Below are 16,425 nucleotides of genomic sequence, written 5' to 3'. Positions count from 1 at the left end.
CGAGCCACAGGAATCGTTGGTGGTCAAGCGATCGGGCGTACCCTAGCCGTGATCGAGCACCGCGGACGTGCTTTGCCAGCTCCCGATGTCCCGCGGCACGAGGTTCGCTCCACCACCACGCGCGTCCATGACACGCGCCCCCTCGTGCGTGAACGTGATGCCGACGAGCGGCGGCGCCCCCGGGTCCTTTTCGTAATACGTCCGCCACTCCGGCGACGTCGAGCCGGCTTGCCGGCGCATCACCGAGGACAACGTCACGATCCACGGCAGCCCCACCGGATCGAGCGCCATCGCCACCGGCCGATCCTTGGCCTCGACCTCCTCGGGGATCACCGCGCCTCGATCCAGGCCGAGCACGAAGCCCTCGCCCGCGGCCCACGAGAGCCGCTCGCCGCTGCAGAGCGCCGTGTACAGCGCGGGTTTGTCCTGCACGCCCTTCGCGTACACCGTCGTCTGTCCGTCGTAACTCGCGAAGAGCGCGCGCCCGCGCGTGCCCTTCGCGTTCGCGCCCACGACGAGCATCCCGTAAGGACCCGAGGACAGGGCGAGCACGTGGCCCGACAGGGGCAACGCGACGGGCGCCGACCAGCCCTCGTCGTTCCAGAGCCAGAGCTCGGGCAAGCTGTCCTCGTCGCCCTCGACGGCCGCCGTGACGACGGCGAACGTCTGCCCATCCCCGAGCGCGGCTTCGATCGGGGTCTCACGCGGAGGCAGCACGAGCGGCACGATCTGACCCGGCCGCACGAGCCGCACGTGCGAGGGTCCGACGAGCGCGAAGCCCGCGTGTGGTCCGCGCACCACGGACGTCGTCGCGGCGACGACGGGCGCGTCCTTGGGCCCGACGGGGATGGGCAAAGCGCGCGGGCCCCAGAGGTACATCAGCCGTCCGCCGAAGCGCGCGAGCGCGCGGCCGTCGGGCTGGAACGCGACGTTGCCGGGCCGGAGAGGCGGTAACATCACGCCCTTGATCTCGACGGGCTGGAGCTCGACGATCTCCGCGGTCGGCTCGAGCGTCACGGCGGGGGTCGCGAGCGCCTGCGTCGTGCGGAACGCGGTCGTCGCGCGGTCCTCGCGCGCGGCGCGGGCCTTCCAGCGCGAGGCAGCCGATTCGAGCAGCGGCAAGAGCGCGTCGGCGAAAGCGCGGGCCGAGTCGAAGCGTGAAGGCGCCTCACGCGGGGCGAGCGCGCACGCGGCCTCCTCGTTGCGCCAGGGCTCGGGCAGGGCGGGCGAGGCGCCTTTGCCGAGCACACGATCGAGCTCGACGAGCGTCGCGCGATCAGCGGCGAAGCCCGGATGCAGGCGCGGCGCGGTCACGAGGGATCGACGCTCGCCGGTCACGAGAAAGCCGTTGTCCCAAGGCCCGCGGCACCAGTGCTCGCCCCCGAGGACGAACCACACGACGGCGGCGAGCGCGTGCACGTCGGTCCACGGTCCGATGAGCGGGTTCTTCTCGCCGGGGCGCGAGAGCCACTGCTCGGTGCCCGCGTACTCGCGCGTGAGCGCGGCGATCGTGTACGTCGCGTCGGCGACGCGTGCGATGCCGCAGTCGGCGATCTTCGGCGTCTCGTCGCCGACGGGCCCGACGATGAGCACGTTGTCGGGCTTGAGATCACGATGGATGATGCCCTCGTCGTGGAGCGCGAGCACGCCCTCGACGATGCCGCGGCAGAGGCGCAGGGCGCGGATCGGATCACATCCATCGGGCGCGCGCGTGATGCGATCGGCGAGCGATGATCCATCGGGCCCGCCGTCGACGTATTCGAGCGCGAGCCAAGGCAACTTCACGGTCCGCCCGCGCACGTCGACGGGCGCTTCGCCCATGCCGTAGAAGCCCACGACGAACTCGGTGGGCGGCGTGCGGTCCATGATGCGGCTGAGCGCCGTGGCTTCACGTTGCGCGAGCTGCCCGGCGAAGATCCCTTCTTGCATGAGGTCCGACACCATGGCCGGCTTCATGACCTTCACGGCGATGCGGGGCGGACAGAGCGGCGAGAGCGCGCTCGAACGTTTCGTTGGATCGACCTCGGCGAGGAACACGCTCGACATGCCGCCGACGCCGAGCAGCCTGGCGAGGCGAGCGCCGGTGGGGCTGCCCCACGCATCCGAGAGCGGGGGCGCGCCGCGCGCGAGGTCGCGGAGATCGACGTCTTGGGAGCGCAGGAGCGGCATGCTCGGGGAGCGATGGTAGGCGGGGAGGGGGCCTGCCGTCAAAGTGCGCGACAGACGGGCGGGGGCGGGAGGCGGAGGGCGCGTACGTCGCAGGGCTTGAAAGGGGAAGTCGCGCCCGGGTTCCAAGATGAAGTACGGTTCGCAAGAACCGCCCAACAAGGGCCTGCACCGCGGGTGAGCCAAGCGTTAGACCGGGAGAGCAGAGGCCACAGGGATGAACGAGCTCGAGTGCCAATTTTTGTCTGCGGCGGTCGAGCTGGTGGCTCGTCAGCGAGAACTGATCCCACTCGTTGCTCAGGCCATCGGCATCGATCCGTTCGAGTACTGGATCCTCGGCCGGCGCCGGGACGATCCGGGGCTCGATGCCATCGACAGGACGGCGGATGGCGAATGGGGATTCCACTTCCACGGGCTCGAGTTCGACATCAAGAATCTCCGAGATGGTCGTCGTGTTCGGGTCGATTTTGGTCCGAGAGGCAGGCGCGCGTTCACCTCGTTTGGGGTTGGCGAATTCATCGTTGGCAGCCGACATCCATGGCAGGTCTTCCCGGAGCTCAAGGAATACCTCTGTGGCCCATATGAATGGGCGGATTCCCGGCGCTGCGTCCAACTCGCGGATGCATTGAGCGAGCAGGGCTATTTCGCGCTCGCAGAACCGTGCCTGATGAAGCTGATCACAACACATACACGTGAGGTTCCAGGCCGTGGACGAGTCGTCGACATCCCTGCGAACGAGATGCCGGATGAACAGAGCGACCTTCTATTGTGCGACAAGCTCGTGCTGACGGAGAAACCGCATGTCAAATGCGAGCCGAAGCCGGTCGAACAAGCCGGTGCTGCTGACCCTCGCGTTATGCCGAGAGGATGAGTGATGCGGATAACCTCGCAGGCAGACGCTGAGCGGTTCCTTCGCGCGACACAAGCCGGAGCCGAGTTCGGGTTCAAGCTCTCGGACGCATCGTCGTGGCTTGAATATCTGCAACTCCTGCTCGAGGAAGCTGCAACTTGGTGCGCCATGCGCATCGACCACTTGTCGCCGAAGGACTGCTTCCGCCAGGAAACCGTCCGCCCGCGAGTTTTACCCCGTGACCGCTGGGACTGCGTTCGAGATGTCGCCTACAATCGGCGCCGCGAGCTCGAAGGGCGCCGAATTGCGCTTCCTTCAGCGCACGAAGGAAGATTGCTCGTGTACTTCCCGGACCTGAACCTCGCTGACGGTGCAGCGGAAGTCGCTTCAAACGGCTTCTTCGATGTAAACAACGCGCCTCCGTATGGAAGCTGGGTCGCCTATTTTGAGGACAACGACGCTGAGGCGTCTTCTCGCTCGATTCTGCTGTCGTGGGTGCCCGATGCGTTCGTCCCGCTTGCAGACGAGGGCGTACAAGTAAATCCAGAAGGATGCATCGTGTGGCTTGATGAGCTTGCGTCACCTCTACGTCAGGCAGTCGTATATGTCGGGTTCAACGACCGATGTCCGGCATAACGAGCGGCTGGATCCGACGACGCACGCCGCGTGGAGGACAGAAGCCTTGCGAACAACAGCGGCGGGCTTCGCGGCTCACCCGCAGGCCGTTGGGCGGACTCCAGGAAACAGATCAATGCATCTCTTGACCTTCGCAGCCTTGATCTTTGTGCTCGTGGGCTGCGACCGACGCCCCACCGAACAAAGGCCGAGCGAGGCCGTCACGACGACGCTTAACTCCACAATCGTGCCTGCGCCCGCTCGGCCGGGAGGTGAGATCGTTCCGGTGGGCGATTCGAAAGCATTGTTCGATCAGGTGGTACGAGCGCTGGCGGCGCTCCGCAAAGACAGAGCGGCCGCGCGCAAGGAGTTCCTCAAGCTTGCAAACTTCTGCGTCGGGGAGGCTGGCCTCGCATACCTTGCGTGGGACGCGAACGAGATGGCTGCGGCGGCAGCACACCTTGCACGAGCGAAGGCTCTACCAGGGCTCTGTCACGTGTACGATTCGTCCCCTCTGGGGGCGTCGATTCTGATTGCGTTGAGGACCGGTCTTGACGAGGCTGGACACGATTACGACAGCGCCGACGCGACTCTCCCGTGTGAGGTTTTTGGTGCACATCCTGAGGAAGCGTTCGCGGCCTCGGCACCGTACTGGGGCTCGACGCGTGACCTTCCGGCGCTCGACGCCGAGTTCAAGTGCGCCGAGGCAGCTATCACGAGTGTCGTCCCGGTAGACCAGGTTCCACGGACACGAATGGCACTCAAGACAGCGGCCAATGCTCCATTGCAGGTCGTTCACGAACCGAGCGGGACGATGTGGATTTCCGCAGGCGCTTCAGTCTGTGGCGCCCTTGCAAGGGCTACGATCGCTCCCGAAGTCATCAAGATTTTTCCAGACGTCGACGCGCGCATTTCGAGAGGGGTCGCGAAGGCCGAGGCGCGCGTACGAGACATTCGCAAGCGCCTCGCCGCATTCGAGGTCGTGCGTGCGACTGAATCTCCGGTGCTCGGGGACCTCATCTGCGCTGTACATGCACGGCGCAACAATGACATTCCAGTACAGCAGTGTCGTCGGCTGGCCAGTGATGTGATGAAGCTAGCGCTCGCTCAGTGGCTGGAGGCGGAACCCTGGAGCGCCATCTACATCGAGGGCGAACCGTGACGAAACCGCCCAACAAGGGCTTGCTGGCCGATGCGTGGGTGCGCTACGCGTACCCACGCGCGGCAGAAGCTGGCGTTGGGCCGACAAACCTCATCCTGGCGCATCGACGCAGTCCCAAGGGACGGGCACCACGATGCACTGTTCCAGATCGCCGAGGCGTATGTATACTGCACCATGATCTCTCGATGGACCAAGGCTGCATTCACAACCTCGATCGGGGTGGTCGCGGCGTGTCGCGGCGCCGCGCCGTCGCCATCGAGCATCCCCTCGCCATCGAGCATCCCCTCGCCATCGAGCATCCCCTCGCCAAAAGCGAGCGTTCCCCCGAGCCCGCCCGACGGGGACGCTCATGCGGCGCCTTCGAGCGACGGAAAGTGTAACGCCGGAGCGCCGAAGGCCGATGCGGCGTTCACGCCGGTCACGCTCCGCTTCGATCTGCGCCCGGATGGAACGACCACGGTCGAACCCGAGGTCGCGAGGCGATTCCCGGCGATCAGCGACGATGGTCGAACCATCGCCATTCTCGACGAGCGATGGACCATCGAGGAAGGAGCCAGCCTGCACCTCGCCTTCCTCGACGTCCAAACGAACAACCAGGTTGTGTTCACGCTTTGGGCACACTCGGCACGGGCCACCCGTCGCCCGCAGGCGCAGCGAGCCTTGGACAAGGGCCGCTGGCAATCGCTGATCCCGGGAGAGATCGGCGGCCAAGACTGCGGCCCTTCCGGTCTCGCCGTCGATCCGCACGCGCTGCGTTTCAATGCGGTCGAGTTCCAGTTCGTGGGCGATGGCGACAAGGTCGAACTCTTGCGGCGCACGCGCTCCGGAGACGCCAAGCTGCCGCTCGTGGCGCACGGGCTCCCGGGGACGATGGGCGAAGCGGCTGTGCCGACTCGAGACGTCGGCGGGTCCTGTGGGGTCTGGGATCACCTGGAGGCGGGCTGGGTGTCTCAGGACGGCAGGGTCTACGTGTTCAAGCTCGGCGCGAACCTCGGTGGCCGATGCGGTCCAGCGCCCACGCCCGTCGAGTATTGCTCCTGGGTGTCGCAATGACGTGCGCGCTCCGCCCCACGCGTCGGCAAACGCAATGAGCATCAGGACCGTCATGCACGGCCCAACAAGCCGTTGCTGCCGACGGGCCGGGCATCTTCGCTGATACTCGCATGACGCGCCCTCGCTCGACGATGACGGGTTCCGGACAACTTCTGATTGAGGGGTTCCATCCCGGTGTGCTTCCTGAAGCGCTTGGTCCAGAGCTCGAAGAAGAGGTCGTGAGCGGTCTCCCGCTCGTGGTACGAATCGGGACAGCCGACGTGCTCCTCTCGCTCGCCACCGAGGGCAGTGTCCTTCGGACGGAGCTCGCCCATGTTGACGGCGGGGGTGAGGGCGTGCTGCCGGCTTTGATTCCGGCTGTCGTGCGGCTGGCCCAGCGCCGAGGCGCTGCTGAGATCGAGTGGCTCGTCTTCGCGACGAGTTGCGCGCGCCCGAATCCAAGAGTGCGCCCCATTCTCGAAAGGTGTGGCTTCGTGGTTCGGGAGATCCACGGGCGCGGCTTCTGCTACCATCGGCGAGATGCAGTGGAGTGCAGTCACGATGCCCGAACCACTTCCGAAGAAACCGAAAGGGCCGGCTAACAAGCGGCAGGTGCTGACGGTACGGCGAGCCTCGCTCCGCTCGGCACGGCGTCCCGCAGTACACCCGCAGGTCGTTGGCCAGATGCGGAGAGCTTTCTCGCCAGGTGTGGAAGGGCTTCGGAAATGACAGCAGGTGATCGTTCAATCGACGGAAACTGAGAGACGGGAGAGACGTCATGCCATCAACTATCATCCGTTGCACTGCCCTGACTGCCGCATTCGTGCTCCTTCTCGGATGTGCGCCCACGGTTACCCCCGCTCCCGGCGCCCCGGCGGCGACCGCAGCCGCCTCAACGAATGCGAAGGCAGACTGTGTCCCTGCTCCTCGACGTACGTTGACAGTCGCCCTCTACCCCTTCCTGCCTGATTACCAGAGCCTCTTTTCCGATATCGAACACAGCTTCGAGCGCGACCACCCCGACGTTGACCTGCAGATCGTCGATCTTTCTGCCAATTACTACAACGAGGACGAACCCCAGGCGATCACGAATACCAACGCGCAAGTCTACGAGCTCGACGGCGTCTTCTTGGCTGACTTCATAGACCAGAAGCGGATCCAGGCGCTTCCAAAGGAACTGGTGCCCCCCGCGAACACCATGGTTCAGGTGGCGGAAAACTCCGCGAAAGCCAAGAATGAGTGGTGGGGCTTGCCCCATTGGGCCTGTACGAACTACATATTCTATCGATCGGGTGACGAGCTCGGAAGCGCAGGCACGCTAAAAGATGTCGAGTCGCTGATAGGAGCCAAGCATTCGCCGGATCAAGGGCTTCTGGTCGACGCGAAGGGCAAGTCGACCCTAGGAGAACTGTACCTCGATGCCACGCTTGACGAGCTCGGGGACCTGTCCGCTGCAGAACCGTATCTGCTTGACACAAGCCTTCTCAGTGGCGCGACCGCAAATCTTCAGAGAGCCATAAATCTCTGCGACACAGGCATGTGCCGCGATCCCGATTATCACGAGGCAACCGGCTTTTACGCGCGACAATTTGCGAGAAAGCGTGGTCGAGCACTCGTGGGATACTCCGAGCGTCTGTACTACATCGCGTTGGAGCAACACGAATCCTGTCGAAAAGGTGAATGCCTCGACCTCAAGGACATCGAGATGAAGCCGCTTCCGCTTTCCGACAAGGGTTCGCATCCCTTTGCGTGGGTAGACATGCTGACCATCTCGACGACCTGCGACGAGAAGTGCTTGCCCGATGCCACCGCGTTCATCGCTCATGTCACGAGCTCCGCGGAAGTCAAACGCTCGCTGTTGCCGGCTCGCTACGGAGCGCCCCCGCGGTATCTGCTCCCTGCCCGAACCGATCTGTATACGGACAAGGATGTTCTTGCCGCAGCGCCGCTCTATAGCAAGCTACAGCCCGCACTTTCAGGCGCCATTCCCGTGCGAGGACGGAAGCTCAATGCACGCCTGCGCGCCATCGGAAAGAAACTCGACAAGGAAATCCTCAAGCCGTGAAGTCACTGGCCAACGCACCAATGAACCCGACAAGCACCAGGGCGCCCCTCCGCCGCTTGCGGGTTATTGGATCGCTCGGCGACTCACTCCCCAGAAACGTGTTGCCATGACCACCCCCGTCGATGCGACCACCTCGTGCTCGCATGCACCTACGCCTTCAACATGGCGACATTTCGCGAGAGAATCGAAGGCCACATCGTGCCGTTTCTCGTCCACGCCCTTGGCATGAGGCGGTTTGCGAAGCTCGTCGTCTCACAAGGGTTGAAGCAGCTTGCCAAGGAGCGTGCCGACTGGGTTGTCGGCCTCATGGCGAACCAGGCCGACACGTTGATGGTGTCCGCGTGGAGGGAGGCGATGGCATTCGACAGCAGGCGCCGTCTGGCCCAGATCAGATGTCCGACGCTCGTCGTCGCCGCCTCGAACGATGACGCGGTCCCGATCCACCACGCGAAGATGCTCCACGACGGAATCGCCGGATCTCGGCTCGTCATTATCGATGGCGCTGGCCACGCGCTCATCTGGACGCATCCCGACGAGTTTGTGCGGGTGACGGGCGAATTCCTCGGGGGCTGATCATGGAAGCCCTCTGCCAGTTGCATCAGCATGAACCGCCCAATGAGCGTTGGCCGGGCAGCCAGCCTCATAGACGGCCACGACAGCTTCGTTCCTGCTGGGGCTGAGCCGAGAGGCCGCGAGAGGGCCATCGGCAGAAGCGTCGCGCTCCCGTCGGCACGGCGTCCCGCCGGTCGCAAAGGGCGCAGAACCCTGTTAGGTATGCCCGCCGTGGCTCACCCGATCCTGCGTCGCCTGCGCTTCACCCTTTACACGCGTACGCCCGAGGCCTTCGCCTTCGAGCTCTCGGAGCGCTTCCGGCAGCTCCGGAGCGCCGGGATGGTGGACGGGCGCGTCTTGCCGGCCGGCGAGGTGAGCGCGCTCCTCCACGCGCTGACGTCGCTTGCAGGCGAAGCCATCCCCTCGCTCACCCGGCGCAATCCGCGCGTGGCGCTCGACGTCGTCGAGGTCGCAAGGCTCGACTCGTTACGGGCCGGCGTGGAGCAGGCGCTCGTGGCCCGGGCCCCCCACCTCGGCCCCTTGCTCGAGGTCTTCGGGGCGCGCCCGGCGGAGCGGCAGTATCGGCTTTCCACCTGGATCACCGACTTCGCGGCGGTGACGGGACGGCTCCGCAAGGTCTCCCGGGACGATTTCGTGGACGAGGTCGGCGAGGGCCTGAAATCCTGGGCCGAGTACGACACGAGAGAGGGCCGATGGCATTTCGACGAGAGCGGCTCCGCGGAGGTGTGGTTGCTGCTCTACGCCGTCAGTGGCTCCGACGACCTCGCCACGCACAAGGGGAAGCGATGGGTTCACAGCTTCGACCACCGGGACGTGGACGCCTGGGAAGAGCTGCCGAGGATGATCGGCGTGCCAGAGGACGAGCACTTCGACGCCGAGCTCCGCGCCTGGAGGGATAGCGAAGAGACCATGGATGTCATCGATTTCGTCGACCTCTGCAACGCCCGCGCCCACGCGCTGGGGTGCGAGCTGCGCCTGTTCTCCGTCGAAACCCACGGAGACGACCACCTATTCGTGGCGCTGCCGCCTCTGGCCTGCAAGTCCGCGGTGGAGCGCGGACTCCTCGAGGTCACGCCTTATCTGCCGCCTCTGCCGACGAGACGTATCCCGCGCTGGCCGCTGTGGCTCGCCGGCGTGGTGCTGCTCGCCGGCGTGCTCGCCTTCGCCTACGCTCTCTACCCGGCCGCACGCACGTCGATCGAAGCCGTTTGCCTCTTGGGTCCTGTGTTCCTCGCGATCACCCTGGCGAACGGATGGATCGAGCGCACCCTCGCCGCGCGCTTCCCAGCGGTGGCGCGCGCGCTTCAATCGTTGCGAGAGCGGTGAGGCTCTATCCGCATCGGAAGGCAGAACCGCCCAATGTACGCCCTGAGGCCGACGGAGCATGCCGCCTCGCTCTGCTCGGCAGGGTACCCCGCGGCTGAACAGTGCGTTGGGCGGATGAGGTGCGCGTCATGATCCCGGCTGAGTGGTTGCACGAGCGCCTGGACGAAACGGATCCGGAAAAGGAGGCTCGCCGCGAGCTGCAGCGACTGGAGGTCGACGGCTTGGAGGCGGAACAGGTCCTCGCCAGCGCCGCTTTTGCTCGATGGCGGCACAAGTGGGCTGATTTCTTGGGGCTGATGGCGCCTGGGGACGAGCTCTGGTTCTTCACGAGCCCGCCCGAGCTGTGGCAGAGTCTCGCGGGAGTCGCCGGCTATGCGATTGTGCGCGATGGGAAGCCAATCCATGTACTGACCTCTCGGAGAAGCTGATGCGGCGGTTCGGACCTCACAGGGAGACGTTGAATGCCGGCGCTCATCCGACTGTTCAAAGCAGGATTGGGAATCATCATCCAGCACCCGAGCGGGGTTCTGTACACAAACCAGACCTGCGGCACCTGCTGTGATCATCCATCCTGAGGTGGAGGGCGTGTTCGTCCCGTTCGACGCCGAGGAGAGTTGGCTGCGGCTCAGCGCCCACTTCGAGGGCCCCAAGTATTGGGGGAGCGGCGCTATGCGGGGCATCGATGAGGACGATGCCGCCTTCATCGAGTTGGTCTTGCGCGAGGGGCGCATTCGTTCGGCGCGGCGCACCGCGGCACACCCGCAGGTCGTTCGGCAGATGAAGGAACGGCTTTGCAGCGACCACGAAGCAATATGAGGTAGCCGCAGGACTATGCAGCAGCTTTGGCGCGCTCGAACACGTCGAGGGATTGATACGATTCAGAAGAACTCCAGGCGGTTCTATCTCATCGGACCACGCCATCCCGACGAGCCACGCTCTTCGCACGGCGAACACCAGGACACCCTCGACAAACTGGAAGCCGTTCTCCAAGCCGGACCCGACGGCGCTTCACGCCACGGGTCAATGCTGCGTTAGCCAGACGAGGCCGTAGCGATGCGACCACTTCGCGCGTTCTGGATTGCACGCTCGCCCTTCGACTCTGCTGGCATCGCGGAGCGATTCGGCATCACCGCGTTCTCGCTGGCGGACGCCCTGGATATTCTTGTTTGGGCTGGCGTGCGGATCCGGGCGAACCGCGGCCCGTTTGTTGTGGTCGCGGTCGTTGACTACCGCGACCTCGTCGAGCAACCTGGATTTCGTTCGCATGTGGAATACAACATGGGCCCGATCGTTTGTCGGAGTCTCTGGTACCCTTGGATTTCGTCCCAACCACCTGCCCCCCGAGCCATGCGCCCAGATGACACGATGTCCCTGCCCCCGCCCCAGAAGCTTGCAGCTTGCCTCGCCGTACTTGAATGTGCGGCGATTCGTCTACGGCTTCTTGGATACGCCGGGGAGAAGGAGGGCATGGCCCCGTCTGATGCCGCCGAAGTAGCTGTGCTGGCCGACGCCGTACATCATCTGCCATATCTCATTCAGCACTGGGATACCTGCGACGAGGAGCTCCTGCGTGGAATGCTGCACGACTACGATAACCGTTTCCCATCGGGACACAGCCTGGTCGCCGCGTACGAACGTGCCGAAGCCGCGGCAGGCTAACAAGCGGCTGGTGTCGACCGCGCTTCGCGCGGCGGCACATCCGTGCGTTGGGCGGACGGAGACGATGGCATGACCACCCGAAGGGACGTCGAAGGTACTCTGGCGCGTTGGTTCGCCGTCGATGCGGACTCCCATATTGGTGTCTTCACTGGCCCGTACGCGGCGTGGCCAGCGTCGGTATTTGATGACTACCAAGCGGTCGACGCAGCCGACGAGTTCCTCGCGTCTGCTCCTCCGAGCACGGAGGCGATCCTCAGTGCTCGGTGGCGCGAATCAGGGGCGTCTCCAGAATTCCCGTCGCTCGAAGCTTCCTGTGGCCTCTACTCCTTTGATGCGGACCCTGGCTACGGGGGACAGACGGTCTACCATCTCGACGCCTCACCCGTACGCCCTCTGCTGGAGCCCGAGGCGCCCCCCATTCTTCGTCGCGCTGCACGTCTTGTCTGCTTCCCAAGCGTCCGATTTGCCACCGTCGCGCAGATCGACCTCTCCGGCCTCGTCCCAATCGTCATCGGCGGCGGTTGAGCCTGAGCTTTGTTGCCCATCCATCTGACTGCTCGTGGTATGGTGCCCGCTGTCGCCACCGGAGGCGGATGCGTGACGCAGCTCAACAAGCGCCTGCTATCGATGGCGCTCTGCGCCGCGGCAGAAGCTAGCGTTCGCCGTCATTGGAGGGCTCGTGGGCAAGATTGATCTCAAGAGCGAGTTGAAAGACCTGTACAAGCCTTCCGCAAAGGAGGTGGTCGAAATCGACGTTCCTGCGTTCGACTTTCTGATGGTCGATGGCGAAGGGAACCCCAACACATCCGAGCGTTACAAAGAGGCCGTAGAGGCTCTCTATTCCGTTTCGTACACCATCAAGTTTGCACTGAAGAAGGAGAAGGGGCTCGACTACGTGGTCATGCCACTTGAAGGTCTGTGGTGGGCGGACGACTTGACCAGCTTCAACCGCGATGAAAAGGGAAGCTGGAAATGGACAATGATGATCATGCAGCCGCCGGAAGCTGCAAAGCAGATCGTCCAGTCGGCGATTGCCAGCGTTCAAGACAAGAAGGGACTGCCCGGGCTCAAGGGTATTCGCTTTGAAAAATTCAAAGAAGGTCGGTGTGCGCAAACATTGCATGTAGGCCCGTTCTCGGCGGAAGGTCCGACAATCCAGCGGGTGCATGACTACATATCAAGCCGTTCTGCCCTCAGGGGCAAGCACCATGAGATCTATCTGAGCGACATTCGGAAGGCGGCACCCGAAAAATGGAAGACAATCATCCGTCAGCCAATGGAATGACGGCCGACGATTCATTCGAGCCGACGCCGCTATCCCGAACCATTCGCTGCAGGAGCGTCCCGTACCGCCAGGGCGTCGTGGAGGTGGCTCCAGCCATCCATGCCGGCTGCGTCAACATCGAGACGTGGCAGATCTCCGCCCATTGGAAAGAATCCGGTCCAGCGTCGGTAGATCAGATCCCCGAGAGCGCGTTCGAGGCCAACACGGAACTCGAACTGACCCCCGGTGAGGCTCGCGCGCTTGCGCGCGCTCTTCTCGACGCCGCGGATGTCGCCGAGCTACCCAGGTTCGAGATCGATGGATCTCGCTTCAGCACGCTCGAGGTGTTCTTCGACGAAGCGTCACGTGTTCTCGCGCCGGGTGAACCTTGGGGACGCAATCTCGACGCGTTCAATGACATTCTCCGTGGTGGGTTCGGCACTCCCTCGGGTGGCTTTCTCATCATCTGGGCGCACCATGGCTTGTCACGCGAGCGGCTTGGGTACCCTGAAACTGTTCGCCAACTCGCGCTCCGGCTGTCACGGTGCCACCCGGAAAATCGTACCCGCGTGGCAACCGAACTCGCAGCTGCGCGTCGGGCAGAAGGTCCCACCGTCTTCGACTGGCTCGTCGAGATCATCTCGGCTCACGGCCCCGGCGGACAAGAGGCAGAAGACGGTGTCCGACTGGAGCTTCGCTGATGCCGGCTGACAATGGCTTGCTGACCCACGCGCGGCAGAAGCTCAGGTCGTTCGGCGGCTACACCGCTTGGAAGTGCAGAATGAAAAACACGTCGATGCAGCCGCAGTTTTCACAAGAGCTTCGCTCCGCTATCGAGGAGCGCATACGCCGGTATCCGGCACTGAGTGAAGCGTATACTGATTTCGGAGAGGAGGTACGTAAGTTCAACGCACTTCCAATCGGATTCGACATGGACACCATTTTCTTTGTCAAACCGAACGGTGAGATCTTGGCGTGGGATCTTCCTTCGGACGAGCCTCGCCCCGTCACCAGCCTGTGGCTTCAGCTCGTATTGCTGAGGCTCGGGGCGATTCATTTTCCAGAGCTGATCGAGGCGCTACCCCGGCGGCCTGATGGCGCACCGAGTTGCAGTGCGTGCGGTGGCAGGGGCTTCGTGGACAATCGGTCCCCTATGGGGGGCGGCTCGGCAGACTGGCCGTGCTGGCCTTGTGGCACGATGGGTTGGCACGATGGTGAACCTCTGTATCCATGAGCGCCGCCGAACCTGCGGTTGCACCGGGCCGCGTGCAGACTGGGCTCGTGCGGCTCAGGGCAGAGCAAGATCGCGCGGGGCCGGTGAACCTGGCGTTCGGCGGGACTCTCACCAAGAAGAGCAGGCTGTTGGTCAAGAGGTAAAAACGCGACCGGCAAGCAGCCGAGTCAGTCAAATGGCGTGGCTGTCGAAGGTGGGGCATGGCGACGTTACCTACGATGCTCACGCTTCGGACGTAGTTCGCCTCCGCGCAACTCGCGGAGTCTGCCAATTCGTACGAGGTCAACGTGGGAATTGATCTTTCCTTGTTCATCGAACGACGGTCGGGCGGACAATGGGTCAATCCCACTGAGCTTTGTGCCCTGTTTCCCCGGGAACCTCCGACGGGTAGGGCGGATATCGAGATCTGTTGGTGGCCGCTGCGCTGGCCTCAGACGGATCTGTTCTTCGGCCCGAACTGCGTTTTCCTGATGGAGCGGGAAATCCCCAGCGACCTGAGCCCCGAAGTGTCGCGCGTCGTCCGCCCCAACTTCGAGAACGACACGACGTACGCCGGATGGATCATGGTAGAAGATCTATTTCTCGATCTCTGGGAGACGGAAATGGTGCTCGTCGAGCATGTGGTACCTGAGCGGCTCGTGGACGCCTTCGGCTCCGGAGAACGAGAAGCCGGACAGATTCGACGATCCCTCGAGGGGATGGGGCTCCAGCGACGAGACGTCGATTCGATCCTGGGGCGTGCTTGCTTGGCTGGGCGTGCGCAGGACTGGCAAGTGGTCCGTCACCATGAACTCCATGGCCTCTCACCAGATCACTTGATTCCCGTGACTTGGCGACAGTCCATCGCGGAATTCGCTGGCCGAGCCATATGGGAAGACGGCCTGAAGCGCCTGCGGGACCTCCCGTCGCTGAACACCTACCGTGTGGTGACTGGACTCGGATGAACTGTCGGCCCAAACGTGACCGTGCGTTCGACCTGGCCGGCTCTGGACGGCCTGCTTTGCAGGGCGACAGGGCTTTCGGAGGACCTTCCCGAGCAGGAAGAAGCCGATTCGATTGGGATGTTCGTGCGACCCTGGAGCACATCCGCGCCTAGCGCCCCGAGGCCGACAAACTCGCCGAGCTCCTCCGGGAAAACAAGGCCTACTACGAGGACAAGCTCGACAGAACGCAGGCGCGCCGGCCGATGAGGCCCCGAGCGAGGCATGACGCGCCCGCCTTGAAACGCCCCGCCTGACCTGCCCCCCTTCAATCCCCCGTCTTCCCGCTCCCCGGCGGATACGCGTGCCTCCGCCCCCACGGATCCTCCACGGTCCGCCGCCCGTCTTCCCCTTCCGCCCCGAGATATCCCGGCCCGATCGGCACCTTCCCGTATCCGCCCGGGATATCCAGCACGTACGTCGGCTGCGCAATGCCCGACAAACTCTGCCGGAGCTCGCGCATGATCGATTGCCCCTCCGCGATGCTCGTCCGGAAATGACCCGTCCCCACCGCCAGATCCCCGTGGTGCAGGTAATACGGCTTGACCCGTAAAACCACGAGCTCCCGGAACAGCTCCTTCAACGTCTCCGCGTCCGCGTTCACCCCGCGCAAGAGCACCGTCTGCGACAGCATCGGGATCCCCGCGTCCACGATCCGCGCGCACGCCTCGCGCGCCTTCGCACCAAGCTCACGTGGATGGTTGGTGTGCAAAACGACGTACGTCGTCAGCCCCGGCACGCGCAGCGCCGCGATCATCGCCTCGTCGATACGCCCGGGCTCCATCACCGGCACGCGCGTGTGTACCCGCAGGATCCGCACGTGCTCGATCGCGGCGAGCGCGGCCGTGATCTCGGCGAGCTTGCGGGGCGGCAGGATCAGCGGATCGCCCCCGCTCAGGATCACCTCCCACACGTCCTCGTGCGCGCGCACGTACTCGATCGCCGCCGCGAGCTCCTCGCGCGACAAGACCTCGCTGCCCGGACCGACCTTCTCGCGCCGGAAGCAGAAGCGGCAGTACGCGGGACAGACGTGGACCGGCTTCAAGAGCAGCCGGTCCGGGTAGCGGTGCGTGATCCCCTTGACCGGCGTGTGCGGTTCGTCGCCGATCGGATCCACGCGTTCCTCCGGCAGGATCCGAAGCTCGCGCTTGCTCGGCAAAAACTGCTTCGCGATCGGGTCGTTCGGATCTCCCGGCGTGACGAGGTCCACGAGGTCGGGCGTGATGGCCACGCTGAAGCGCTCCGCGACACGCTCGAGCGCCTCCAGCTCCCCGCGATCCACGAGACCCTTCTCGACCAGCTCGCTGACGCGTCGCGACGTCCGGCGCGCGTCCTCGTGCGCGCCCTCGCGCTCTTGCGCGCGTTCCACTTCGCATGCCCTCGCAGCCACGGCGCCGCTCCTCCTAGACTCCTTTCGGTCCAAAAGCCAGCGACGTCGAGCGTCCGCCTGCTCGCCAGCCCTCTGTCGCCCCTGGAAAGGGGCCGGCCCGCGTCGTAAG

General features: G+C 64.3%; 18 protein-coding genes. 15 read left to right on the top strand and 3 right to left on the bottom strand.

Annotated elements, in window-relative coordinates:
- Positions 1-42 precede the first annotated feature (42 nt).
- Positions 43-2,169, bottom strand: a complete 2,127-nt coding sequence (locus QHF84_RS09715) for a protein kinase (protein WP_281312937.1) — start codon at positions 2,167-2,169, stop codon at positions 43-45.
- 214 nt (positions 2,170-2,383) lie between these two features.
- On the opposite strand from QHF84_RS09715, the gene QHF84_RS09710 reads away from it, so the two are divergent.
- From QHF84_RS09710 to QHF84_RS09695, 4 genes are all read left to right on the top strand, one after another.
- Complete coding sequence (locus QHF84_RS09710) at positions 2,384-3,037, top strand: hypothetical protein (protein ID WP_281312936.1); 654 nt, start codon at positions 2,384-2,386, stop codon at positions 3,035-3,037.
- A 3-nt stretch (positions 3,038-3,040) separates the two neighbouring features.
- Positions 3,041-3,652, top strand: a complete 612-nt coding sequence (locus QHF84_RS09705) for a hypothetical protein (protein ID WP_281312935.1) — start codon at positions 3,041-3,043, stop codon at positions 3,650-3,652.
- 115 nt (positions 3,653-3,767) lie between these two features.
- On the top strand, positions 3,768-4,793 hold the full coding sequence (locus QHF84_RS09700; RefSeq protein WP_281312934.1) for a hypothetical protein: 1,026 nt from the start codon (positions 3,768-3,770) through the stop codon (positions 4,791-4,793).
- A 174-nt stretch (positions 4,794-4,967) separates the two neighbouring features.
- Positions 4,968-5,846: a hypothetical protein gene (locus QHF84_RS09695; RefSeq protein WP_281312933.1), complete on the top strand. Its 879-nt coding sequence runs from the start codon at positions 4,968-4,970 to the stop codon at positions 5,844-5,846.
- Between the two features lie 50 nt (positions 5,847-5,896).
- Here the strand turns inward: QHF84_RS09695 and QHF84_RS09690 are convergent, their stop codons facing one another.
- Positions 5,897-6,337, bottom strand: coding sequence for a hypothetical protein (locus tag QHF84_RS09690; protein WP_281312932.1), 441 nt, complete (start codon positions 6,335-6,337; stop codon positions 5,897-5,899).
- Between the two features lie 425 nt (positions 6,338-6,762).
- Between QHF84_RS09690 and QHF84_RS09685 the strand changes: the two genes are divergently transcribed.
- The 11 genes from QHF84_RS09685 (at position 6,763) to QHF84_RS09635 (ending at position 14,890) form a co-directional block, all read left to right on the top strand.
- Positions 6,763-7,890 (top strand): extracellular solute-binding protein, encoded by a 1,128-nt coding sequence (locus QHF84_RS09685; protein WP_281312931.1) that lies wholly within the window; start codon positions 6,763-6,765, stop codon positions 7,888-7,890.
- A 162-nt stretch (positions 7,891-8,052) separates the two neighbouring features.
- The gene (locus tag QHF84_RS09680; protein WP_281312930.1) at positions 8,053-8,463 is read left to right on the top strand and encodes an alpha/beta hydrolase; all 411 of its coding nucleotides are present in this window, start codon (positions 8,053-8,055) and stop codon (positions 8,461-8,463) included.
- A gap of 210 nt (positions 8,464-8,673) precedes the next feature.
- Positions 8,674-9,789 (top strand): hypothetical protein, encoded by a 1,116-nt coding sequence (locus QHF84_RS09675; RefSeq protein WP_281312929.1) that lies wholly within the window; start codon positions 8,674-8,676, stop codon positions 9,787-9,789.
- A 128-nt stretch (positions 9,790-9,917) separates the two neighbouring features.
- A complete protein-coding gene (locus QHF84_RS09670) occupies positions 9,918-10,217 on the top strand; it encodes a hypothetical protein (protein ID WP_281312928.1) in 300 nt (99 codons plus the stop codon).
- A 157-nt stretch (positions 10,218-10,374) separates the two neighbouring features.
- A complete protein-coding gene (locus QHF84_RS09665) occupies positions 10,375-10,605 on the top strand; it encodes a DUF6210 family protein (RefSeq protein ID WP_281312927.1) in 231 nt (76 codons plus the stop codon).
- 237 nt (positions 10,606-10,842) lie between these two features.
- Positions 10,843-11,448 carry a hypothetical protein gene (locus QHF84_RS09660; protein WP_281312926.1) on the top strand — a complete coding sequence of 202 codons (606 nt, stop codon included), beginning with the start codon at positions 10,843-10,845 and terminating at the stop codon, positions 11,446-11,448.
- Positions 11,449-11,517: 69 nt separating this feature from the next.
- On the top strand, positions 11,518-11,973 hold the full coding sequence (locus tag QHF84_RS09655; protein WP_281312925.1) for a hypothetical protein: 456 nt from the start codon (positions 11,518-11,520) through the stop codon (positions 11,971-11,973).
- A gap of 154 nt (positions 11,974-12,127) precedes the next feature.
- A complete protein-coding gene (locus QHF84_RS09650; RefSeq protein ID WP_281312924.1) occupies positions 12,128-12,733 on the top strand; it encodes a GyrI-like domain-containing protein in 606 nt (201 codons plus the stop codon).
- Positions 12,700-13,413: a barstar family protein gene (locus QHF84_RS09645; protein WP_281312923.1), complete on the top strand. Its 714-nt coding sequence runs from the start codon at positions 12,700-12,702 to the stop codon at positions 13,411-13,413. The genes QHF84_RS09650 and QHF84_RS09645 overlap by 34 nt, the downstream gene beginning before the upstream one ends.
- A complete protein-coding gene (locus QHF84_RS09640) occupies positions 13,413-13,946 on the top strand; it encodes a hypothetical protein (RefSeq protein ID WP_281312922.1) in 534 nt (177 codons plus the stop codon). The genes QHF84_RS09645 and QHF84_RS09640 overlap by 1 nt, the downstream gene beginning before the upstream one ends.
- Before the next feature lie 287 nt (positions 13,947-14,233).
- Complete coding sequence (locus QHF84_RS09635; protein ID WP_281312921.1) at positions 14,234-14,890, top strand: hypothetical protein; 657 nt, start codon at positions 14,234-14,236, stop codon at positions 14,888-14,890.
- Positions 14,891-15,194: 304 nt separating this feature from the next.
- Here QHF84_RS09635 and QHF84_RS09630 read toward each other — a convergent pair whose 3' ends face one another.
- Positions 15,195-16,316, bottom strand: a complete 1,122-nt coding sequence (locus QHF84_RS09630; RefSeq protein WP_281312920.1) for a lysine-2,3-aminomutase-like protein — start codon at positions 16,314-16,316, stop codon at positions 15,195-15,197.
- Positions 16,317-16,425 lie beyond the last annotated feature (109 nt).

The sequence above is a fragment of the Polyangium sp. y55x31 genome, assembly GCF_029946505.1.
In the GTDB taxonomy this organism is placed as follows: domain Bacteria; phylum Myxococcota_A; class Polyangia; order Polyangiales; family Polyangiaceae; genus Polyangium.
This window is presented reverse-complemented; position numbering and strand designations above follow the sequence as displayed.

Excerpts from the sequence above, each read along its gene's own strand:
- QHF84_RS09705 (WP_281312935.1), top strand. The coding sequence starts at position 3,041 with ATGCGGATAACCTCGCAGGCAGACGCTGAGCGGTTCCTTCGCGCGACA.
- QHF84_RS09645 (WP_281312923.1), top strand. The coding sequence starts at position 12,700 with ATGGAAGACAATCATCCGTCAGCCAATGGAATGACGGCCGACGATTCA.
- QHF84_RS09695 (WP_281312933.1), top strand. The coding sequence starts at position 4,968 with ATGATCTCTCGATGGACCAAGGCTGCATTCACAACCTCGATCGGGGTG.
- QHF84_RS09700 (WP_281312934.1), top strand. The coding sequence starts at position 3,768 with ATGCATCTCTTGACCTTCGCAGCCTTGATCTTTGTGCTCGTGGGCTGC.
- QHF84_RS09715 (WP_281312937.1), bottom strand. The coding sequence starts at position 2,169 with ATGCCGCTCCTGCGCTCCCAAGACGTCGATCTCCGCGACCTCGCGCGC.
- QHF84_RS09660 (WP_281312926.1), top strand. The coding sequence starts at position 10,843 with ATGCGACCACTTCGCGCGTTCTGGATTGCACGCTCGCCCTTCGACTCT.
- QHF84_RS09680 (WP_281312930.1), top strand. The coding sequence starts at position 8,053 with ATGGCGACATTTCGCGAGAGAATCGAAGGCCACATCGTGCCGTTTCTC.
- QHF84_RS09670 (WP_281312928.1), top strand. The coding sequence starts at position 9,918 with ATGATCCCGGCTGAGTGGTTGCACGAGCGCCTGGACGAAACGGATCCG.
- QHF84_RS09710 (WP_281312936.1), top strand. The coding sequence starts at position 2,384 with ATGAACGAGCTCGAGTGCCAATTTTTGTCTGCGGCGGTCGAGCTGGTG.
- QHF84_RS09640 (WP_281312922.1), top strand. The coding sequence starts at position 13,413 with ATGCCGGCTGACAATGGCTTGCTGACCCACGCGCGGCAGAAGCTCAGG.
- QHF84_RS09655 (WP_281312925.1), top strand. The coding sequence starts at position 11,518 with ATGACCACCCGAAGGGACGTCGAAGGTACTCTGGCGCGTTGGTTCGCC.